This window comes from Chryseobacterium metallicongregator (assembly GCF_031324065.1).
GTDB classification, from domain to species: domain Bacteria; phylum Bacteroidota; class Bacteroidia; order Flavobacteriales; family Weeksellaceae; genus Chryseobacterium; species Chryseobacterium metallicongregator.
The window spans coordinates 434575-456811 of the sequence record NZ_JAVIXS010000001.1 but is presented as its reverse complement, the minus strand read 5'-3'; the positions used below and the strand labels follow the sequence as shown (position 1 = coordinate 456811).

Below are 22237 nucleotides of genomic sequence, written 5' to 3'. Positions count from 1 at the left end.
ATGAAATATCTTTTTTCTACCATCATGATGTTTTTTGCAATGAGCAAAATGAGTGCACAGGATATTTTTTCTTATGCAAAGACAGGTAATGTAGAAGCAATTTCTCAGTTTAAAAAAGAGGTCAATTCTAAAAATGAGGAAGGATATACTCCTTTAATACTTGCCGTATATCATAATCATGAAAAGGCGATAAAGTGGTTGCTTGACAATGGAGCTCAGCCTGATCTTCAGGATAATAGTGGTAATACGGCACTAATGGGAGCTACGTTTAAAGGATATAAAGAAATGATTTTGTTGTTGATTTCCCATAAGGCAAATATAAACATCAAAAACTATAATGATGCAACGGCTCTTATCTATGCTGCTGTTTTTGCAAGAACAGAAATCCTAAAACTGCTCTTAGAGAACGGAGCAGATAAAAATGCTAAGGATAATAGAGGCAATACGGCTTTGCAGCATGCCGTAATGCAAAATAATGAAGAGGCTGTAAAGCTGCTTCAATCATTATAATTTCGGAGAATTGTTTTATTGTCTGCTAACTTCCATAATAATCCTCCTGTCAATCTGACGGAGGATTATTGTAATGATATCACCCTGTAAAATAGAGTTTATATTTTAATATATTTCACCATCTACAGAGTTACGTAGTTTTTAAACTACATAAACAAGATATAATACTACATTGGCGGCAATTTGTTTTTACATGGGAAAGTTAAATTTTTCACATTCCGTATTTTAAATTTGTTACATCAAAATGGATTAGTTCCATTCTTGAAAAATAAAAGAATTATTAGTCAGTAATGACGAATTGCAAATAAAAACATAATATATTTTAATTCCCAAAAACATTAAAAAACTATCTGTAGAACAATTTTATATCAGGTAATGCACTTCTGTAAAGATTTAATTCTACTTTTTGTTTACGCTTAAAACAAAAAATCATTTTTCCAGTTCCCTTTTTAAGTAATGGAATGTTTTTCTGTCTTACGTTAACAATGCACAAGTGGATATAAGAATCAGGGTTACTTGCTTATCCCATATTTTTCACTTCAAAAAAGTTTAAATATTAAAATTAAAACAATGAGAAAAAATTTAACAAATTTATTTATGGCAGCCCTAATGGTAACTTCTGCTGGCATTTTTGCACAGACGGCAGGTGTAGGGATTGATACTACAACGCCTAACTCCACATTGGATGTTAATGGAAAACTAGGGGCTACTGATCTTGACGGACTTCAGGCACCGAGGCTTACCCGTGCACAGCTTTCCGCTAAAGGAGATGTACTTTATGGAGCTAATCAAAAAGGAGCATTGATATATATTACAGATATCTCAGCAGGTAACAATACCGGACCAAGAGTAAATATTGACGGTATTGGCTACTATTATTTTGATGGTTCAGTATGGCAGAAACTGATCAGTTCTTATAACAATATTTATAATGCAGATGGCACTCTTACCAGTACGAGAACGGTTACACAAAATGGAAAGGATCTGAAATTTGTGAATCAACAAACTACAACTATTAATAATAGTGTGGGGCTGGGTATCGTACAGGATTCAGGAACGGGAACAAGATCTTCAATGGGCTTTTCCAATGGTGGAAATTATTCATTGTTTATTTATTGTGATACCAACTCAGAAGCACAAGTTGTAGCTGCAGGAAATAGTTCTGGACTTACTATTGGGACAGGTGGTACAAATGCACCTACAGGTATTAGTTTTCTGACAACTCCAACTTCTGGAGTTAATGGAGTTACACAAGCTAAGATCGAACCTGATGGAAATGCTTTTTTTGTTAAGAATGTGGGTGTTGGATATTCAACTACTACTTTTGCGCCAGGTGAAAAATTAAAAGTAAGCGGAAGTATTACGACAGCAACAACTACCTATCCCGATTATGTATTCGAAGAGTATTACAACGGAAAATCTTTACTGAATTCTAAATATAAATTTTTAAATATTTATGATACAGAAAAATTTATTAAAGAGAACAACCATTTACCTGGGGTAACTTCTATTAATGATTTAGCAAAAACAGAAAATGGACTTTACTCATTTAATTTATCAGAACTTTCAACCCAGACATTGGAGAAAGTAGAAGAACTTTACTTGCATGTTATCAAACAGCAAACACAGATTGATGCTCAAAAAGAACAAATCAATAAACTACTTGACTTAACCCAAAAATTACAAAAGAAAATTAAGTCAAAAAAGCATTAATAAAATTGTATTAACAACTTTACGATTCTTATAGAATACAGATGATTAAAAAAAACGGAATATTTATTCCGTTTTTTTTATTTACATACATTCATTCAGTAGGTACTTCAATAGATTATTTTTTAGAAAAAACTAAATATAGGAGTTTATTTATGTTTGTGTGTCTGGTTTTTATCGCCTAGTCTTACAAGATCAACCGTGGTTTTAATATTCAACTTTTTATAAATTCTTGCTTTGTAGGTGCTCACAGTAGAAAGGTGAAGGTTTAATTCATTTGATATTTCAATATTCCCGTACCCTTTAACCAACAGGTCAAATATTTCTTTTTCTCTTTCTGATAATGTTTCAAGTGGATTTACAGGATTGTTTTTTTTAGCTGAAGAAACGAGTTTTTTTACAATATCCGGAGAATAATAGGTTCCGGTTTCAAAGATTTGCTGAACTGCTTCCAGGATATTGTTTTCGTCAGATAGTTTATTAATATATCCATCGGCGCCTTCTATGATATACTGCACTGCAATATCATTATCATACACAGAAAAAACCAGAATTTTAAGATGGGGATGCATCGTTTTTAATTCACCAATCATACTTAAATATTTGCTTTCCGGCATATTGATGTCCAGGATTAGTAGGTCGAATTGTTCAATATGTAGCTTTTCTATGAGTTCCGTATAGGATTCTGCACAGGAAACCTGTACATCTTTGTAGTGGGATTCTAAAATCAGTGTAGTGCCAAATCTTACTACAAAATGATCATCTGCAATAATAATTTTTTTATTCATGTTTTTGTTTTTTTATTTTGATTGATATTATCGTTCCTTGCGGTATATTATTTTTAAATTCAATTTTGCCATTGATCATCATGAGTAACTGAAGAATAAGGTGTAATCCTAAACTGTATTTTTGTAAAACCAGTTTTTCATTTTCAATATTATCCTGAAGCTTTTCATAATAGATCATTTGTTCCTTACTCATTCCCTTGCCCGTATCTTTTACCTCCAGGAAGAAGGTACGGCTATATTCAAACATAGAAAGTTCTATGATTCCACTGGTAGTATTTTTAACTGCATTATCTATAAGGTTGTGGATGATAACTGCTAGTACATTCTGATTGATTTTTGAATAGGTAGGATCTTTTATATTATTAATAATAACGACGTTTTGTTCTTTGGCAGCACCTTCAAAAAGAGCTTTTTTGACTTCTACCAGTTCGTAAATATTATAAATTTCATTCTTTTCGGAATTATTATATATCTCCGCGTATTCTTTTAAGGTTTTTACGAAATTGTAAAATTCTACTGAAGATTTATAGAAACTTTCAAAATATTTCTTTTGAATGTAACGATCATGCTCGTCAGTCTCGTATAACTTTTGAGCTGTGACGGATAAAAACTTTATAGGAGTAATGATATCATGGCTAATCGTCTCTAATAATTTTTTCTGTTGTATACTCTCTTTTCGCAGCTGTTCCTTGGTATGTTCTAATTTTGAAACTGTTTTTGACAGTTTCCGGGTTCTTGTTGCGATAATTTTTTCAAGTTCCCTTTTTTTCTTTTCCTGTCTTTTTATTCTTATTTTAAAAAGGGTAAATACAATAAGAATTAATAGTAAAGCAATAAAGAATTTAAAAATAAGTGTTTGATAAAATAAATATTTTACATTGATATTGAGTGTTTTGTATAGATATTTCCCTTCGGGAGAAATTAATACCCTCGCAATAAGTTGATATTGGCCTGGTTCCAGGTTTGAGATATAATATTTACCATCACTATTTATCCTTTCCCATTTCTCATTTTTGGAATCTTTTAGTTTTGCTTCGATAACCAAATTGGCTCTGTTGGCATAATAAGGCACATCCAATAATATAATTGCTTTATAAAAATTGTTTTCCAGATTAATATTCTGCCCTTTTATACTGCTTTTGGAGTCATAAAAAATAACCCGCTCCAAAAAGAAGTTTTTAGGATAATAACTTCTTATTTTCTGAGGATCAAAAAACACCAGGCCTTTGATGGATGGAAATACAAAATATCCATTCTGAAGAACTGAAGAGCTGGGAGCACATCCACCATTGAACTCATTCGTATTAAACCCGTCTTCCTTGCTATATCGGTAATAGTTAGGTAAAGTTTTCTTATCTTTAGCATATTGCAGTAAGTTGTTTTTGAATACTTTGAATAAACCATTGTTAGTACTGATCCAAAGAAATCCTTTGTTGTCCTCCAGAATAGTATGGGCAAATAAAAGGTATCCGTTTTTATCTTCCGGCATTTTAATAAGTTGGCCCTTATTATAAAGGAAAAAACCGTTTCCCTGAGTCATGATCCAAAAATTTCCATCCTTTGTCTTTGTAATTTCTCTTATGTGTAAGGGCTCGGTGGAAATTTTTTTAGGGGTAAATGTTGGTGCTTCTATTGTATATAAAGCTTCTCTGCTCCCTATCAGCCATTTATTGTGAGCCAACTTCTGTACTGAAGTGACAATATTTGGAACCCAAAATTGTAAAAAGGGATCTTTAAAACTGGAGTCTTTATAGAAGGTGAGCTGAGATTGTAATGAAGGTTGCTCATGAAATGCAATAACATAGTAATTGTTGACATTCAATACATGAGATGGTGTTTTCTCAAAATATATAGATTCACTTTTCGAGTAGTTGGAGTTTTGAAAAAAACGGAGTAATGAAGCCCCATTTTGAACAATAATATTTTTTTTACTGTCATACAACAAGAAATATCGGCTTGTCGTATTAAAATGATACTGTTTTATCAATCCGTTTTCATTGTATACATCTCCGGAAGGGGTAATTACTTTATTATCTTCAAAGGGAAGTATTGAATAAAAAATATTTTCATAGGATTTATCAGATCGGTTAGCTACATGAAAATTATTAAACTTGATGACATTCAATCCATCTGATAATGTTCCGAGATATAATTTATTGTTGATTTCATCATGATAAATGGAAGCTAAGGAGTTTTCATTAAGATCATAATGAATCATTTTTTTTAAACCAATTTCATTATGCTGAAAGGATACTCTATACAAGGTATTGTCATGAAAAAGAAAGCATTGATCATTAATTTGGCTCCAATATACTTTCACATTATTTTGGAAAAAAATATCCGAGGCATCTAAATATCTGACTTGCCCTGACGAAATTTTGATAATTTTTTTTAATGTTCTGGAAATGATAAAAATATTTTGTCCTAAACAAAAAGTATTGGTTATATAATTCTTATGCAGTTTCTTTATGGGTACTATCTTTCTATCATTATATTGTATAATTCCATTATTAAATAGATGATAGGTGTTTTTTTTACCAAAATAAATAAAGAAGTCTTTATGATCTATTTTTTCAGGAGCTCCATTTTTTACAAATAATCCATATAACTTGCTTTCATGCAATGCTTTTCTTACACAATCTGTCTGATAACGTAAAGTGTTTATGTTTCTTTTATTGAGTAAAACTATGTTTTCTGTATAAGCAGTAAAATTATAAATAGAGTCTTTTTCTACACTGCCAAAAAATGTGGTAAACCTGTTGTTTTTAAGATTAAGATGATTATAAGTAACAAAACTATATCCGTCATAACGTACTAAACCATTTTCTGTACTCAGCCATATGAACCCATGTTTATCTTTAATGATATCTTTTACACTATTCTGGGGAAGTCCGTTATCCGTGTCATACCATGCAGTATCGACTAGTTGACCGTAACAACTCTGTATAAAAATTAATAGCAGGGATGTAAGTATTCTGTGCGACATTGCTAATTTTAGTGTTTTATTTTTATGTTTTTATTTATTATATTTAATTATTGCTATAAATGTAGTAAAAATTAATTACTATTGAAAAAATTAAATGTCATTTATAAACTACATGCTATATTATTAAAAATTACAATAATGATAACATATATTTACAAAAATTATTTTAGGTTTTATTAAGGTTATCAGATATTTGCAACAATAATTTATTACTTGATTTAACAATTTAAGTTAAATATGTTCCCAAACATTTTAATCAAAAATTTCAAGGTTATTTCACACAGAGGAGATAATTTCTCCTTTGTGTTTAAAGAAATAATATGTTTTACTTGATTAAATTATTTTATCTTAAAAAAACAAAGTTGAATAACAGGCAAATGAATGAAAAAAATAAACCTAAATATGATTAAAAACACAAAAGTTAGATCTTTTGCAGCTGTATTATTAGGGCTGTCAACTGGCGTATTTGCGCAAACAGGAAATGTTGGAATTAATACAACGTCTCCTACAAAAACATTGGATATTAATGGACAATTGCGAGTTAGAGACTTGCCAGTTATTCCGGCTGGAACTCCTATGGTTGCTGATGGAAATGGAAATGTAGGGGTGTTTAAGCCTGTAAATCCGAATGATTTTGTTTTGTATAATATTGATAGTAATGTGAGACAAAACACTAGCGCGAACGTGCCCTTAACATCTATATTAAATACGATGCAAACAAATGCGCAGGATGGAGGGACCGGGACTACTATTCAACCTGCTAACTGCTGGGTGGTACCTAATTCGGAAGTTGTATTTAAATTTCCTGCAGGGTCGATAAGGAGAGGAACGGCAACATGGAATACATGGTTTGAAATGAGTTACGGATTTAATTATTCTCAAGTAAATATAGAAGGGGGTACAGGAAGAATCAAAGTGCCACTTTTCTTTCATAGCAGGGCATATGCCAGATTGTATAAAAAAACGGGTACTGCCTGGAATGTTGTTGATGTAGTTACTGTAACAATGCAAACCACTCAGATTTCACCGTATTTGAGTGAAGCTGCCAATAATGATAGCTCAGGAGTTCCATATACAACAACAGCTTCTAATAATGCAAATCTTAGATATTTCTTATCTGCTTTCTATAGTATTGGAGATGGTACAGCTGTTAGTATTGACCCAGATAGTGAATATAAAGTAGAATTGTTATATGGAATTGAAAACCTTTCAACAAGACAAACTCTTACTGATCCACAACTTTTGAAAAACTGGGGAGTACAATCCGTGGGATATAGTTTTTATAAGAATTAGATTTTTAATTACATTTTTGAATGAGCGGAATAGCAATATTCCGCCATTTGAATTCAAGAATGTAAAAAGAGAAAATAAATAAGAATAAACAATTTTAATAATTTGAGGTTAATGAAAATAAATAATAAGAAAAAAGTAAGCAATTATATGACTTTTCAGTTAGTTATATCTACATTGCTTTTTTTGATCATTATTAGTCTTGGGTATTTTGGTTATCATTTATTTTCAGGAATATTTTTCTTAACGGCTTTACTTGTATTGATATATGCTGCATTAAAGAACCGGTTTATATTCGAATATGAGAATTCCGGACAAGTGGTTTCCATTAAAAATTATCAATGGCTTTCAGGTGGAAAAAAAATGCCGGTCTTTGAAATGCCTCAAACAAAAATTATTAGGATAGAAATAAAGGAAAGAATCTTTCGGAAATATTTAATTATTCTTTTTTCAAATTCTTCAGGAAAGATATTGAAAAAAAGTATTGATATTACTTTTTGTAATCAAAGTCAAATAAACCAGCTTTTAGGTGATATTACGAGAAGTTTAACCGCGAAAACACAAGAGCTTACTTCCAAGATATAACAGTTGTTTTTTGAATATAAATATATTTAAAATGGAAAATTTAAAAGATATTCATATCGGAGCTTTGGTATATGAGCGTGTAAATGAACAAGATATTGATATGAGCAGAATATGCAGATTCTTACATTCAACAGAAAAAGAGATTCTGGAAATGTATTCCATGAAATCATTGGATGTGGATGTACTGCTAAAATGGTCAAAATTATTGGAATATGATTTTTTCCGTCTCTATTCCAATCATTTAATATTATATGCTCCAGTTGGCAGTCAGAATAAAAATATAGTAAAATCAAAACTGCCTCAGTTCCGGAAAAGTTTATATACAAAGGAAATTATAGACTATATGTTGGAGCTCCTGGAAAATAAACAGAAAACCCAACTTGAAATCATTAATCATTACGGAATTCCCAAATCAACATTGAATAAATGGATAAGCAAGTACAAACAATAAATACGGGACCTAATTATAAAAGGATTTACCATGATTTCATAGAGTCTAAATGTCCGGATAAAAGGGAATATGTAAAGAAATATTTATCAAAAGATACCATGTCCCTGTCTGATGTTTTAAAGATTAATAATATTATTTTTTTTGATGTATTATCTAAAAGCCAGAAGTTCAAATCTTATGATAAGAAGACCATTTTTGAAATTCTTGATTATCAAAAAACACATAAATTAAATAATAGTCAGCTAGCCAAGCATTTTAAATTAAGCAGAAATACTGTTACAAAATGGAAACGTATCTTTTTAGTATAATCTGCATCTTTTCATCCTAAAGTAATAAGGGTATATATTACTTCGTTTTTTTCTAAGTTTTTAAAGAGTATATCTGATGGGTATACTCTTTTTTTATTCTCATAGTAAAAACAGATTAAGTCTATATAGTGTCGTATTTTATTTACAAGATGTAGTTTTTATCATACATCTGTAGCCATTAATCTCTACATGCTAATTTTGCTTCTATATGATAATTAGTGGAAATTTGAATTAGATTAATGATTAGATATTGTGTAATAGTTAATGTGGTTCTAAAAACTAAAGATGAAATATTTAGAGAGAAATTTTTTCTCTAAATATTTTTTAGTCTAGAAAACAGGAGTAATGATAGAAAGTAAATTTTTACTTAATAACTATTAATCAGGATTTGTGCTTTTAATTTTTCAATTCTAAATATTAAAAATATGCGAAAAGTTTATCTTGTACTACTTTCATTTCTTTATTCTACCGTATCCTATAGCCAGGTTGGGATAAATACGGCTACACCAGCAGGAACGTTTGACGTTGTTGGAAAAGCTACTGACCCGGCAGTTCAGGATGGCTTTTTACCTCCAAGGCTTACTGGTGATCAGTTAAAGGGTAAAGATCTTGCTTACAATATGGCACAAAATGGGATTATGGTATTTGCTACATCTGCTGTAACCACAGTTTCTCCCAAAACCATTAATGTTACTTCTGCAGGATTTTATTATTATGATGCAGTAAATGCAGTATGGGTAGGTCTAAAAGATAATTCAAGTAATTCAGGAACGTCTTTATATGCATCCAAAGATGGAGCCTGGTCATTAGTAAATCTTGGAATTTCAGGTACTAACTGGAATAAGATCGATCTTTCTTCGCAAGATGTGAAGACAGGAACTGCTTCCCTTCTCAATACTGGAGTGTATACAGCAGCTAAAAATGGAATTTATGAAGTGTCATTTGAAACGCAATTGGCTGGAGGTATAGATTTGAGTATTCTGGGAGGTAAAAAAATGGGGATTTTAAAAAATGGAACGATGGTATTTGAGGAAAAAGTATTTGATGCAGTACGGGTTTCCATATTAGGAGTTACCCTTGCTGCGGTTCCCGTAACTTCTACAACTTTGACTGGTCTTATTAAACTTAATGCCGGGGAAACAATTGCTTTTGCTATTGAAACTGGAGGAGTTAATTTAACCTTATTAACCGATGGAAAGGTTTCTGTATCGGTATTTAAAGTATCTGATTAAGACTGTTAATTGGAAAATAGAGTCAATTAGTGCTGAAATATGTTTATAATAATCATATACTTAAGTAGCACATAAAAATAAATAAAAAACGACAATGGAAAAAGATTTGAATGACATCAGTAAATGCCCGTTTCATAACGGAACAATGAAGAAGAGCGTAGCAGGCGGAGGAACCCAGAATTCTGACTGGTGGCCTGATCAGCTTAGAGTAGATCTTCTGCGCCAGCATTCTTCCCTTTCAGATCCTATGGACAAGGATTTCGATTATGCCCAAGCATTTGCAAGCCTTGACCTGGAAGCTGTAAAAAAAGACCTTCATGCATTAATGACAGATTCCCAGGCTTGGTGGCCGGCAGACTTTGGTCATTATGGTCCTCTGTTTATCCGTATGGCCTGGCATAGTGCCGGAACATACCGTGTAGGTGACGGAAGAGGTGGAGCAGGAGCGGGACAACAGCGTTTCGCACCATTAAACAGCTGGCCAGATAACGTAAGTCTTGATAAAGCAAGAAGGTTACTATGGCCTATCAAACAAAAATATGGAAGAAACATTTCATGGGCGGACCTTTTAATTCTTACCGGAAATATTGCTCTTGAGTCAATGGGCTTTAAAACATTCGGATTTGCCGGAGGGCGTGCAGATGTCTGGGAGCCGGATGCTGATATCTATTGGGGATCAGAAAAAACATGGCTGGGAGGTGACCTGCGTTATGCTCACGGCTCAGAAGGAGTTGTAGAAGGACAATCAGCCGTGCTTCCTACCGATGATAATGCGGATGGTGATATTCATTCAAGAAATCTTGAAAATCCATTGGCTGCCGTACAGATGGGACTTATTTATGTAAATCCTGAAGGGCCGGACGGAAATCCGGATCCTATTGCTGCCGCTAAAGATATCCGTGATACTTTCGGCCGTATGGCGATGAATGATGAAGAAACCGTAGCTTTGATTGCAGGAGGACATACTTTTGGTAAAACCCATGGAGCAGGTCCTGCAGATCACGTAGGAAAAGAACCTGAAGGAGCTGGAATTGAGCAGCAAGGACTTGGCTGGGCAAGCACTTATAAATCAGGAAGCGGAAGAGATGCTATTTCCAGCGGTCTTGAAGTAACCTGGACAGAAACACCAACGCAATGGAGTAATTATTTCTTTAAAAATCTTTTTGAAAATGAATGGGAATTGACGAAAAGTCCTGCCGGAGCTCACCAATGGGTAGCTAAGGATGGAGCAGATATTATTCCTGACGCATTTGATTCTTCCAAAAAGCATAAACCCACCATGCTTACCACAGACCTTTCGTTGAGACAGGATCCTGTTTACGAAAAAATTTCAAGACATTTTTATGAAAACCCTGATGCGTTTGCCGATGCTTTTTCAAGAGCATGGTTTAAATTAACGCACAGAGATATGGGACCACGTGTCCGTTATTTAGGTCCGGATGTTCCGCAGGAAGAACTGATCTGGCAGGATCCTATTCCGGAAGTGAATCATGAATTGGTTGATGGCAATGATGTAGAAACATTGAAATCAAAAGTATTAAACTCAGGATTAAGCAATGCTGAACTGATTTCTGCAGCCTGGGCTTCTGCTTCTACTTTCAGAGGAAGTGATAAACGTGGTGGCGCCAACGGAGCCAGAATCAGACTGGAGCCTCAAAGAAATTGGGAGGTAAACAATCCTTCACAACTTAATAAAGTATTAAACGTACTGGAAGGCATCCAAAAAGAATTCAACGATTCTCAAAACGGAGGTAAAAAAATATCATTGGCAGACTTAATTGTACTAGCAGGAAATGCTGCTGTAGAATCTGCCGCAGGAAATGCTGGTCAGGAGGTAAAAGTTCCTTTTGCTCCGGGAAGAATGGATGCTTCTCAGGAACAGACGGATGTAGAATCTATGGGATACCTTGAGCCTGCAGCGGATGGATTCCGTAATTATCTGAAAAGAAAATACACGGTGTCTACCGAATCTTTATTGATTGATAAAGCACAGCTTTTAACTCTTACTGCCCCAGAATTGACTGTGTTGATAGGAGGAATGCGTGCTTTAGATACGAACTTTGACGGTTCAAAACATGGCGTATTCACCAGCCGTCCTGGAGTTCTTACCAATGATTTCTTTGTGAATCTCCTGGATATGGGAACGCAGTGGAAAGCAATGTCAGACGATAGAGAATTGTACATGGGAACTGACCGCTCAACAGGTCAGCCGAAATGGACAGCAACACGTGCGGATCTTGTTTTCGGATCTAATTCTGAATTGAGAGCCATAGCAGAAGTATACGGAAGTGCTGATGCACAAGGTAAGTTTGTGAAAGACTTTGTCGCAGCATGGACGAAGGTGATGAATCTGGACAGGTTTACTTTGGTTAAGTAATGTATATATTAAAACAGCAGAAATGCTGTTTTTTTGTTTATAATGCATTGCCATATTAACAGTAAGAATAAATTTGATTATATTTTATAAGCTATGAAAAACAATTATTTTTTTATCTGGTACTTCAGATAACGGTATCTGGACAACAGTATAAAATGACTGTCGCTTATATAGAGTCATTACAACCTTCACAGTCCGGATATGAAGCGGCAATGTGTAATGATGGTAATGAGAATACAATTTATCATTCTCTCTATAACCTGAGTACAGCAATACCAGATCAATTGAATTTACTATTTATCATTCAAACTGGAATGGTACAGCATAATAATTAGAAAAAGCATCTGTAAAAACAGATGCTTTTTTATGAGTGAAAAATAGAGCATAAGTCTCTATTTCTTTGCCTGTAGAGACAAGTTATCCATATAAACCGCCTGATGTACTCCATTCAGCATAACTTTCAAACCTAAATGGGAATCTTTTTTCAAAGAAACAGTAAATGTTTTTTTCTCACCTGTTATTTTGGAAGGTTTAGTGATTGAAACATAGGTTTTTACATCAGAAGGGTTGTCCACTGAAAAAAGTTCTAAAGTAGTTTCTCCTCCATTATCAGAAAGATCAAGAGACAGCGTATAGGTTCCGGCTTTAATTTCCGGTGTTACCAGATACATATTTTCTCCAGGATTGCTCATTGAATAGAATATAATTCTTTTATCACTTGCATACAGCATCGCTTTCCCAGCCTGAGCAGTCCAGCATTTATTAATATCTTTCCAGGCATCAAAATTTTCTGCAAGGGCGGTTACGGGTTTACACTGCGCATTTGCTGTTAGAAACCCTCCTAAAACTGCTATTCCCGTAAGTACGATTTTTCTCATGTATTATTTTTATTTATAATGAGTAAAAATAAGCAAAAAAGGTCGTACCGGATGCTATTGTTTTATGATTTAAGTTAGCTTCCACTGATGAATGGTGCAGCGAAAATCAAAATGAAATCATAAAACACTGTAAAATAGTTTGATAGAAGGTTGTAGCGCGTTTTGCAGAATTTATGACTGAAAATTAAAATAAGCTTTCCGCTGACAGAAAGCTTATTCAGTTTTAGGTAAAATGTAATTATAAACAAGACTTAAAAATAAAATAATTCTACTCCATCGGTTATGAGTGAGATCATATTAATTTTTTATCTCTTTTCCGCAATTGATAAGTTCAGTGACAAGCTGCCCACTTTGCGCTGCCCAATAATTTTTGTCACACACTACAATTAAATTTCGTTTAGCTCTACTCACAGCAGTATTAACCAGATTAAGGCCTTTGGAAATAGGAATGGTAGTATCAACAAACCATTTATCATAAGTGTCAACAATACTTAAAATTACAGTATCCCATTCTCTGCCCTGAGAGCCATGAACAGTGAGGATTTTCAAATCATTTCTTTCTTGTGGTAAAGAATTGTTGAGTAATCTTATTTGTTTTTTATAAGGGGTTAAAATGACAAAGTCCTCCGTTCCATTTTTTTTAAGGCTATGAACAAGTTTGCTTATTTCTGAAACTTCATTCATTGATACTCTTGATTTTGGTCCTTCAGCTTTTTTAGCATTAATATACTGTATCTGGGTTTCACCTTTCGGATTATTGGAGCTAAAGTCGTTTTCATAAACATGTTTAGACAGAATTTGAGCCAGATTATTCCCGAATCTATAGGTCGCATTTAAAGAAGTCTTTGAAATATTTTCAGATTTGAATTCCGAATTGTCCAGGTACTGATTTCTGGAGAAATCCTTTGATTTTGAAAAAAGAGTGTCCAGGAAAATGGCAGACTGAGCCCATAAAAACATATTATAAAACTTGCCATCCCTTTCAATACTGCTATCATTGATTTCACAAACCGGAGGTAATTGCTTGTGATCCCCCAGAAATGAAATGGGCGTTGAATGATTAAACAATGTCAAAGCTTTAATAATATTGGCATAACCTGCTTCATCCAGAAAAATATGCTCAACATTCAACTTTGATTCTGCGTAACGTCCAATATAGCCATCTAAAGTGCATGCAATTATATTGACGGATTTCAAACGCTCTTCAGTAGATGAAATAGCTAGCTTAGCTCTTAAATGCAGATATCTTTCCAATTCAGATTCTATTACAACTGAGCTGTGATTTTTATATTCTGAAAATAGATGCGTGTCAACTTCTAACTTATCTCTTTTTTGAAGGAGTATAGTATCTGCCTTTTTTTTAATTTCTTTTATATTTGTGACGGACAGTTTAGAAAGAACCGACTGAACTTCCGGAAGAAATTTGGTCTGGTCAATCAGATTAGTGATTTTTACAGATACTTTTTTCTGAATCTCAGCTAAATCTCTCTCTTGAACCGTTCTTTTCTTACTGATTTCAGAGAGTTCATATTTCGAATATTCCAGATCTTTATTGAAATCATAAATTCTCTTTCTAATCTCATAAACTTCCTTTTCTGCACGCGTTGGTTTACTGCTGAATGCTTTGATAATCTTATGGGAAATAGAATTTATTTTAACAATATTTTTTTCCAGCTGTTGAGCTTCTTTAATGCTGTTTTCAGAAAGTAACTTAACATCTATTTCCTTTTTTCTGAATACGATATTCACCTCAGCCAATGAGTCTGTATCTTGTTTTGTACGCTCAGAAAGTTCAATTAAATCATCAAATTCAGGAGTTAAGTTTATAAATCTGTCAATGGCTTGCTGCTGATTTTGAAAATTTAACATTCGCTCCAGAATATCAATTTGTTTATCTATTTCAGCCAGCTTTTTTTGAACCCCTTTTTCTTCACAGACTTCCGGAAATTCCTCAGCAAATTTTTTCGAGGGTGTTCCCAGACGTATAATTTGTTTTCTGTCGATCCCTGCCTTATCAGTCATTTTAATGATCCCTTTTAACACTTGCTCAATCGCATTATTAGTGGGAGCTAAAATGGCAATTGTATCCCCTTTTTTGATATAATGGAGCACTGCATAGGCAAGAACAAATTGGGTTTTCCCTGTACCGGGAGCTCCCCAGATATAAGAAAAGGGAGATGTGAAAATATTTTTTAAAGACTGTTTTTGGTTTTCGGAAGGTTGAAGATTTTTCTCCGGAAAAAAATCAATATTCTGAAAGTCCTCTGAGTATTTTGATGCTCTAGTAGGTAAGGAGAGCTTGCTTCCATTATGTACATACCAGCCTTTTACTCTTTCAACCAGGAACTTCAGATCAGAGACTACTTTAAGGTCATTTTTATGTAGTCCAGTGAAATCCGGGGATATATTGTCAGAAGGCTTAATTAAAAGTATATTTTTATCATTGTCGTATTCAATAATTTTAATTTCTGTGGAATCATAATCTTTACCATTGCGGAAATTCCTGAAAAAAACAGCTTCTGTATCAAAAAGCTTTGCAGACAAACGAAGCTTAATCACGGTATGCCTGCCTGGCAAATATTCTAAATCAAAAACATCAACTTCCTGGATACCTTTATTGTTATTCTGTAGATATTCATAATAGTTTTGGCAACTGTCTATTGCTATTTCTCTTATTTCTTCTGTCGTCATTTATTTGACATTTATAAATATTATTCTGCTATTTGTGGGATAGTGTTTGTAAAATTAACTTGTAATGGGTTTATCTCATTATGGTTTTCCGTAAAAACAAAACTATTGATCTTATTAAAAGTAAGAATACGTATTTTCACTGTATTTATTTAGGTTCTGGAGCTTTTTAAAAGGATTTAAAACAGTTAAAAAAAGAAGAAATGGAAAAAATAATATTCTTTATAAATAATTACGGTGGTAGACATGATAATAACCAAGGTATAAATCATTGAGTCAAGCAGCCACAGTACCATAAGATATGCCCATGGCATTAAAAAAGATTGGGTTGCAGTGATGTATTTCTTTTTTAAGCTATAGAAGGAATTTTTTTTATAATTTTAGCTTATATTTTATAATCTGAATGGAATACATCAATAAAACAAGTACTTTCTTTCTTTTAAAAAGTGTTATTTATGCAGTTGGATTTCTAAGCTTAATAGGGATATCAAGACTTTGGATAGGATCAAATGAAAATTGGAATCAGATGATAGAAAATGAATGTATTCCGGCATTAATAGTCCGAAGTATTTTTTTGGTGGTGGCAGGATTACTATTTATAGGGTTATCATTCATAATAAACAAGATCTACAAGAAAGAGAACCATTTTTCGAAAGAATTGGTTGTTTTACTATTGTTTTCTCTCACGCTGAATGTAATAACGATGTTAGGCATCATCTGACATAAAGCTATATAAAAAAATGTGACTATTAAATAAAGTAAGTTGTACATAGAAAAATTTCCTAAATGTGGTAGGTGTTTAAGCCTTATTGGCGTATAAATTGATACTACAAACTGAATTGAATTTTGATGACTAATGACTAAAACGACTATAACTCTGATTTTCTTTTTAAGTGGTTTTTTCTTTTTAAATGCACAGGAGAAGAAAGATTCACTTTATTATAAAATAGAAGAATTTTCAGATAAAAGAAAAGTTACCAAATTCATTCACCGCTTTATATTCCGTAGAGAGCCGGATTCTACATCCGTTAAGTCCAATACTGAAAAACTTTTGCAAAACACATATAACAAAAAAATTATCAGAAATATCAGGATAGAAACCATTGACCCTTTTGGCTATGGCTCTAAAGACAGCAAGGAAATAGGGAAATGGTATGATTGGATAAAGGATCACCTTCATTCCAGTACGAGAAGATCGACAGTTAATAATTTTTTGCTTTTTGAAGAAGGAGAAGAATATAATGCCCAAAAGCTCTATGAATCTGAACGTTTGCTGAGAGCAATGCCTTTTATAAACAGAGTTAATATCAGTGTTTCAGACAGTACTTCCAGTAAAGATTCTATAGATGTTGTTGTAAAGGTCCTTGATTCCTGGAGCCTGAAACCAAGAATCAGTTATTCCGGAAGTAAAATTGGTTTGGGAGTTACTGAAGAGAATGTACTGGGACTGGGACATACTCTGGACTTCCTTTACAGAAACGATTCTAAAGAAAAGCAGGATTATCTTTTAGGAAGCTATACCACTTATAATCTTTTTGGGACTTATATCAATGCCCAGATTCTTGGGGAAAGGGATTTTTCGAGAAATGAAAGAATTAATTTCAGCCTTAGAAGAGACTTTTTCTCACCTTTAACGAAGTGGGCGGGAGGTTTTACTTTTGAATATTTTTTACGAAAAGTTTTACTTCCTATAGATACGGATACCACTTTTCCTGAAGTTCAGATCAAAGTATACAGTCAGGATTTATGGGGTGGTTATCAGATTCCGGTTTCCTCTGATCCTAGTGAAAAAATATCCAGTAATATTGCCATTATAGGAAGATTCCAGAATTATCAGTACAAAGACAGCCCTGGAATTGATCAGTATAAATATTTCAGCTCTTACAACAGTTTTCTGATGTCTGTTGGGTTTATTCAGAGAAACTTTTCAGTTCAGAAGAATATTTTCCAGTATGATTTGCCTGAGGATATTGCTTATGGTAATTCTGTAAACGTTATTGCCGGAGGCTTATCAAGAAATAAAGAAGTGAATCCGTATGTGGGGATTTCAGCATCTTACGGCCGTTTTACAAAGTTGGGGTATTTCACTGTAAAAGCACAGTTTGGAAGGTTTTTTAATGAAGATAGCCAGAATAGGGAATCTTTCCGCTTTGACGGAACTTATTTTACCAACCTTATGGACTGGAAATTTGCCAAAGCAAGACATTTTTTCTCTCCAACACTAGCCCTTGGAAATCCGCAGCATAATTACTCTTATAAGGATAGGATAAACCTTTCTTCTGCAGACGAGTTTCCTGTTTATAATGCAGATTATATCGGAACCAAAAAAATAGTGTTAAGATATCAGCTCCAGTTGTTTATTAATAAAACATGGAAGAATTTCCATTTCAGTCCTTATTTAACTACCGCAGTGGGCTGGCTGGGAATGCCCGATGATAAACTATTGAAAACCAAAGCCAATACAAAAATCGGAATAGGTGTTTTAATTAATAATCCCTATCTGGTTTTCAACAGGATTCAGATTTCTTTCATGTATTATCCACGTGTTCCTTTTGATAATAATTCTGTTTTTGATTTTAACAGTAACAGAAATAATCTTTTACCTATGAACAGCTTTGCCACGGATGTTCCTCATTTTGTCAATTTTGGAAATTGATAATAGAAAGTTAACTCTGTAATTGACTATCTGTAAATACTTCGTTTTTCAGGCTATATATCAGGATTGTTTTTGATAGGATATTACCCATTTGGGTAATTGACTGGTTGTTATATAATCACAAAATTTGTGATGAAATACATTGTATGCTGTAAAGTATATTCAGATGAAGTTTAAAAAATAATAACAACCCCAAAACTAATCCCTATGAAACCATTGAATTTTCTTTTATTATTGACCACACTTTTTACTTCTGTCGTTATGTATGGACAACCAACTGGTAAAACATTACCTGTACCAAAGCCAATGCCTATAACAGATGCTGAAAAATGGATTGCAATTTCGCCTATTTTGCTCTTCCTGTTAATTACCTGTCTTGTCTTTTTTAAACTAAAAAAAGATAAAGTCTCTTTAAAAGATCTTCTTTTGGATAAAGATGCTAATGTTCAGATAGAGGTAGAAAAAACAAAACAAACAGAAGCTTTTTTAGCCGCTTCTCCTGAAAGTCAGCAGGTCATGAAGGGAGCCGCTGCAACACTTAATAACACTTCAGATTCTAATACCGAAAAACCTAATACAAGTGTAAGTCGTTTTCTTGCGTTTATAAGTGGGTTAGTGTCTGTAGGTCTTGCGTGTGTTCTCACGACATTCGCCATCTGGAACTATTTTGATGTAAGTGATTTTCCCAATCTGAATGATCTCGTTGGTGTTTTACTTACATTGGGAATAGGAGTAGTGCCTTATGCATTCAATAAAATCACTACAGCTGCTAAATAGATAGACTTTTATATCCAGATTGTTTACATCAGGCAGATTTTAATACAATAGAAACCTTCCTTGCTTTTGGCAGGGAAGGTTTTAATCAAAATGTAATCCACATTCTGAAAACTAAACTACTACATCTATTTTTACATTAATATTTCCACGCGTTGCTTTTGAATAAGGACATGTCGCATGAGCTGTTTCCACAACTTTTCTTGCTTCGTCTATTGCAAGTCCCGGTAAAAGTACCTGTAAATGTGCCTGCAGGAAAAATCCATCATCATTGGTGGCCAAATCTACAGAGGTATTGACAGATAAGTCTGGAGGAAGTGTAATTCCAAGCTTTGCAGAGCCTAATTGCATCGCTCCGATAAAACAGGCAGACCATCCTGCTGATAATAGTTGTTCCGGATTTGTTCCGTTTCCCTTGGCTCCGGGAGGAGTCAGTTCTATATCAAGTTTGCCGTCACTGCTTTTTGCTTCTCCGTTACGGCCGCCCGTTACGATGACATTACCAGAATATAATACTTTACTGATATTGACTACAGTTGTATTTTCTACTTCCTGAATGGTATTTAATTCCATATTTTTATTATTTAGATTAAACGATTTTGTTGATTGATCCTATGATTGTTAAAGTTTTTTTCTTAAATCTTTGAAAGCTGCTCTAAGCTCTTCAGTAAATACCTGTGGCTGTTCCCAGGCTGCAAAATGTCCGCCTTTCGAAGCTTTATGATAATAGTATAAGGTAGGGTAGGCCTTCTTTGACCAGCTTTCCGGAGCCTGATAAATTTCGTGAGGAAATACCGAAATAGCTACAGGAACCTTAATGTCTTTTGTTTTCTGTGCCTCTGCACTGAAATTATTCTTGTTATTTTCCCAATAGAAGCGTGAAGAAGACGCTCCGGTATTGGTAAGCCAGTAAAGTGTAATATCATCTAGGATGGCATCACGACCAATTACATTTTCAGGATGAAGATCACTTTCACTCCATTCTGCAATTTTTTCGTAAAGGAATGCTGCTAAAGCTGTTGGAGAATCAGAAAGTAAATAACCTGTTGTCTGTGGTCTTGTTACCATCATTCCTCCATAGGCTGCATTTCTTCCAAAGAATGTACTCATTGCATGATAAGCTTTTGCTTCTGATGCAGAAAGTCCTGATGGGACAGGATCCCCGGCATTGATTGGCTTTACAAGTTCAGCAGGAATAGTAGCCGGCATGGTAAGATGAATTCCTAGAAGGCCTGAAGGAGCCTGTTTGGCTAGAGCATCAGATATTACAGAACCATGATCACCACCTTCAGAAACATATTTTTTGTAGCCAAGCCTTTTCATCAAAACATCCCAGGCAAGGGCAACACGGTCAGGATTCCATCCCAGTTCGGTAGGGATTTCTGAAAAACCATAACCCGGAATTGCTGGTATAATCACATCAAATGCATCACTCGCTTTTCCTCCATATTTTACAGGATCAGTTAAAGGACCTATTGTATTGATAAACTCCAGCGGAGAGCCCGGCCAGCCATGAGTGAGTATCACAGGCATTGCATTAGCTTCCTTTGAACGAACGTGGATAAACTGAATATCAAGTCCGTCAATATTGGTTACGAATTGTGGAAGAGCATTCAGCTTATTTTCCACTTTTCTCCAGTCGTATCCGTTGCCCCAATAGGTTATGAGTTCTTTTAACTGTTCAAGCCGAATTCCCTGAGAAGCATCTTTCACTGTCTCTTTATCCGGGAAACGGGTTTCGGAAATACGTTTTTTAAGATCATCCAGTTGAGATTGCGGAATACTGATGTGAAAAGGACGGATACTTGTGTCATTTTTTGATGATAGAGTAGTGGTCTTGTTGTTTTGTGCTTTAGAAATAGCAGGTGTACTTAAAGTAAAAGTTACTGCTAAAAGGATGGTTGAAATTGTTGTTTTCATTGCTTTATTGTATTAGATTGTAGATCTGTTTTTCTTTTTGATGAGACAAAATTATGCTCCTGGAAACCCTTGAGAAATGAGTAATTTGTTCAAGTAGTCATATTTCACAGCGAAATAGACATTGCAGGAGGTGAACAGGAAAACAGTATCAATATGAAGCAGATGGAAGTAACGCTAAGAAAAGTGAGTGAGTTGTTGATCTCAAAAAAGGATAAAAAATAAGCTCCGTTCTTCTATAAAACGGAGCTTATTTTGTGAAAACACTCTTTTTCGATGTTATCCGTGAGCTTCTACAGATACATCATTCCATTCTTCCCATACTTTTAAACGTTGCTCGTAATTTTGTTTTACAAAAGGAAGTGCTACTTTTCCAAGCAATAAGCGCAATGGAGGATTTTCAGTTTCTGCTAACTTTATCAGTGCCGGAGCTGTAGCTTCTACATCTCCAAAAGAAGTTTCAGATTCTGAGAAAGCCTTTTTAACACCATCGTAAACCGGATTGCTTTGTGTATTAATTCCTGTATGCCAGATATTGGAAGCATAGCCATTAGGTTCTACCAACGTTACTTTGATTCCAAAGCCTTTTACTTCCGTTGCTAAAGTTTCACTTAAGCCTTCCAGTGCAAACTTAGACGCATTGTAAAGTCCCATGGTTGGTAAAGTAGCCAATCCTAAAATAGAAGAAACCTGAATGATATGACCACTTTTCTGATCTCTCATGATGGGAAGTACCGCCTGTGTAAGCCATAAAGTTCCAAAGAAATTCGTTTCAAACTGTGCTCTTGCTTCCTGTTCGTTGGTTTCTTCCACTGCACCCGTTAATGCATATCCGGCATTATTGATCAGAATATCAATGCTGCCGAAGTATTGATGAACTTTCTGAACTACTGTTAATGATTCCTCTCTTTTATCTACATCTAAGGTTAAAGGCAATACGGAATCTCCATATTTTTCTTTTAAATCATTAAGTGTTTCTACATTTCTGGCTGTTGCTGCCACTTTGTATCCTTTTGCTAAAAAAGCTTCTGCCCATGCTTTTCCAAAACCTTTTGATGCTCCTGTAATTAAAACTGTTTTTGACATT

General features: G+C 34.1%; 18 protein-coding genes. 11 read left to right on the top strand and 7 right to left on the bottom strand.

What is annotated here, in order from left to right; translation table 11 throughout:
• Window positions 1-510 (top strand): ankyrin repeat domain-containing protein, encoded by a 510-nt coding sequence (locus REB14_RS02090; RefSeq protein ID WP_309521358.1) that lies wholly within the window; start codon window positions 1-3, stop codon window positions 508-510.
• A gap of 570 nt (window positions 511-1080) precedes the next feature.
• The gene (locus REB14_RS02085) at window positions 1081-2223 is read left to right on the top strand and encodes a hypothetical protein (RefSeq protein ID WP_079242050.1); all 1143 of its coding nucleotides are present in this window, start codon (window positions 1081-1083) and stop codon (window positions 2221-2223) included.
• 146 nt (window positions 2224-2369) lie between these two features.
• Here the strand turns inward: REB14_RS02085 and REB14_RS02080 are convergent, their stop codons facing one another.
• Window positions 2370-3008, bottom strand: a complete 639-nt coding sequence (locus REB14_RS02080; RefSeq protein WP_079242049.1) for a response regulator transcription factor — start codon at window positions 3006-3008, stop codon at window positions 2370-2372.
• The gene (locus tag REB14_RS02075) at window positions 3001-5994 is read right to left on the bottom strand and encodes a ligand-binding sensor domain-containing protein (protein ID WP_309521357.1); all 2994 of its coding nucleotides are present in this window, start codon (window positions 5992-5994) and stop codon (window positions 3001-3003) included. The genes REB14_RS02080 and REB14_RS02075 overlap by 8 nt, the downstream gene beginning before the upstream one ends.
• Window positions 5995-6375: 381 nt before the next feature.
• Between REB14_RS02075 and REB14_RS02070 the strand changes: the two genes are divergently transcribed.
• From REB14_RS02070 to REB14_RS02040, 7 genes are all read left to right on the top strand, one after another.
• Entirely contained in the window at window positions 6376-7287 is a 912-nt protein-coding gene (locus REB14_RS02070; protein WP_079242047.1) for a hypothetical protein, read from the top strand.
• Window positions 7288-7398: 111 nt separating this feature from the next.
• On the top strand, window positions 7399-7869 hold the full coding sequence (locus tag REB14_RS02065) for a hypothetical protein (RefSeq protein WP_079242046.1): 471 nt from the start codon (window positions 7399-7401) through the stop codon (window positions 7867-7869).
• A gap of 31 nt (window positions 7870-7900) precedes the next feature.
• Window positions 7901-8320, top strand: a complete 420-nt coding sequence (locus tag REB14_RS02060; protein WP_079242045.1) for a transposase — start codon at window positions 7901-7903, stop codon at window positions 8318-8320.
• A complete protein-coding gene (locus REB14_RS02055; protein WP_079242044.1) occupies window positions 8296-8628 on the top strand; it encodes a transposase in 333 nt (110 codons plus the stop codon). Before REB14_RS02060 ends, REB14_RS02055 begins: the two co-directional genes overlap by 25 nt.
• Window positions 8629-9053: 425 nt before the next feature.
• The gene (locus REB14_RS02050; RefSeq protein ID WP_079242043.1) at window positions 9054-9860 is read left to right on the top strand and encodes a hypothetical protein; all 807 of its coding nucleotides are present in this window, start codon (window positions 9054-9056) and stop codon (window positions 9858-9860) included.
• Window positions 9861-9954: 94 nt separating this feature from the next.
• Entirely contained in the window at window positions 9955-12237 is a 2283-nt protein-coding gene (katG, locus tag REB14_RS02045) for a catalase/peroxidase HPI (protein ID WP_309521356.1), read from the top strand.
• 155 nt (window positions 12238-12392) lie between these two features.
• Window positions 12393-12572 carry a hypothetical protein gene (locus REB14_RS02040; RefSeq protein WP_309521355.1) on the top strand — a complete coding sequence of 60 codons (180 nt, stop codon included), beginning with the start codon at window positions 12393-12395 and terminating at the stop codon, window positions 12570-12572.
• Between the two features lie 57 nt (window positions 12573-12629).
• On the opposite strand, the gene REB14_RS02035 is transcribed toward REB14_RS02040, so the two are convergent.
• Both REB14_RS02035 and REB14_RS02030 read right to left on the bottom strand, forming a co-directional pair.
• Window positions 12630-13115: a hypothetical protein gene (locus REB14_RS02035; protein WP_309521354.1), complete on the bottom strand. Its 486-nt coding sequence runs from the start codon at window positions 13113-13115 to the stop codon at window positions 12630-12632.
• Between the two features lie 297 nt (window positions 13116-13412).
• Window positions 13413-15806, bottom strand: a complete 2394-nt coding sequence (locus REB14_RS02030; RefSeq protein ID WP_309521353.1) for a DEAD/DEAH box helicase — start codon at window positions 15804-15806, stop codon at window positions 13413-13415.
• Window positions 15807-16659: 853 nt separating this feature from the next.
• Here REB14_RS02030 and REB14_RS02025 point away from each other — a divergent pair.
• Both REB14_RS02025 and REB14_RS02020 read left to right on the top strand, forming a co-directional pair.
• Complete coding sequence (locus REB14_RS02025) at window positions 16660-18459, top strand: hypothetical protein (RefSeq protein WP_309521352.1); 1800 nt, start codon at window positions 16660-16662, stop codon at window positions 18457-18459.
• A 207-nt stretch (window positions 18460-18666) separates the two neighbouring features.
• Entirely contained in the window at window positions 18667-19236 is a 570-nt protein-coding gene (locus REB14_RS02020) for a hypothetical protein (protein WP_145953247.1), read from the top strand.
• Between the two features lie 111 nt (window positions 19237-19347).
• Here the strand turns inward: REB14_RS02020 and REB14_RS02015 are convergent, their stop codons facing one another.
• The 3 genes from REB14_RS02015 to REB14_RS02005 form a co-directional block, all read right to left on the bottom strand.
• A complete protein-coding gene (locus REB14_RS02015) occupies window positions 19348-19806 on the bottom strand; it encodes an organic hydroperoxide resistance protein (RefSeq protein ID WP_079242036.1) in 459 nt (152 codons plus the stop codon).
• Between the two features lie 48 nt (window positions 19807-19854).
• A complete protein-coding gene (locus tag REB14_RS02010) occupies window positions 19855-21153 on the bottom strand; it encodes an epoxide hydrolase family protein (RefSeq protein ID WP_309521351.1) in 1299 nt (432 codons plus the stop codon).
• Window positions 21154-21429: 276 nt separating this feature from the next.
• A complete protein-coding gene (locus REB14_RS02005) occupies window positions 21430-22236 on the bottom strand; it encodes an SDR family NAD(P)-dependent oxidoreductase (protein ID WP_079242034.1) in 807 nt (268 codons plus the stop codon).
• Between the last annotated feature and the right edge of the window lies 1 nt (window position 22237).

Coding starts and splice junctions, on each gene's coding strand:
- REB14_RS02005 (WP_079242034.1), bottom strand. CDS start 22,236: ATGTCAAAAACAGTTTTAATTACAGGAGCATCAAAAGGTTTTGGAAAA.
- REB14_RS02015 (WP_079242036.1), bottom strand. CDS start 19,806: ATGGAATTAAATACCATTCAGGAAGTAGAAAATACAACTGTAGTCAAT.
- REB14_RS02035 (WP_309521354.1), bottom strand. CDS start 13,115: ATGAGAAAAATCGTACTTACGGGAATAGCAGTTTTAGGAGGGTTTCTA.
- katG (WP_309521356.1), top strand. CDS start 9,955: ATGGAAAAAGATTTGAATGACATCAGTAAATGCCCGTTTCATAACGGA.
- REB14_RS02030 (WP_309521353.1), bottom strand. CDS start 15,806: ATGACGACAGAAGAAATAAGAGAAATAGCAATAGACAGTTGCCAAAAC.
- REB14_RS02055 (WP_079242044.1), top strand. CDS start 8,296: ATGGATAAGCAAGTACAAACAATAAATACGGGACCTAATTATAAAAGG.
- REB14_RS02020 (WP_145953247.1), top strand. CDS start 18,667: ATGAAACCATTGAATTTTCTTTTATTATTGACCACACTTTTTACTTCT.
- REB14_RS02050 (WP_079242043.1), top strand. CDS start 9,054: ATGCGAAAAGTTTATCTTGTACTACTTTCATTTCTTTATTCTACCGTA.
- REB14_RS02075 (WP_309521357.1), bottom strand. CDS start 5,994: ATGTCGCACAGAATACTTACATCCCTGCTATTAATTTTTATACAGAGT.
- REB14_RS02040 (WP_309521355.1), top strand. CDS start 12,393: ATGACTGTCGCTTATATAGAGTCATTACAACCTTCACAGTCCGGATAT.
- REB14_RS02070 (WP_079242047.1), top strand. CDS start 6,376: ATGAAAAAAATAAACCTAAATATGATTAAAAACACAAAAGTTAGATCT.
- REB14_RS02080 (WP_079242049.1), bottom strand. CDS start 3,008: ATGAATAAAAAAATTATTATTGCAGATGATCATTTTGTAGTAAGATTT.
- REB14_RS02025 (WP_309521352.1), top strand. CDS start 16,660: ATGACTAAAACGACTATAACTCTGATTTTCTTTTTAAGTGGTTTTTTC.
- REB14_RS02090 (WP_309521358.1), top strand. CDS start 1: ATGAAATATCTTTTTTCTACCATCATGATGTTTTTTGCAATGAGCAAA.
- REB14_RS02060 (WP_079242045.1), top strand. CDS start 7,901: ATGGAAAATTTAAAAGATATTCATATCGGAGCTTTGGTATATGAGCGT.
- REB14_RS02010 (WP_309521351.1), bottom strand. CDS start 21,153: ATGAAAACAACAATTTCAACCATCCTTTTAGCAGTAACTTTTACTTTA.
- REB14_RS02085 (WP_079242050.1), top strand. CDS start 1,081: ATGAGAAAAAATTTAACAAATTTATTTATGGCAGCCCTAATGGTAACT.
- REB14_RS02065 (WP_079242046.1), top strand. CDS start 7,399: ATGAAAATAAATAATAAGAAAAAAGTAAGCAATTATATGACTTTTCAG.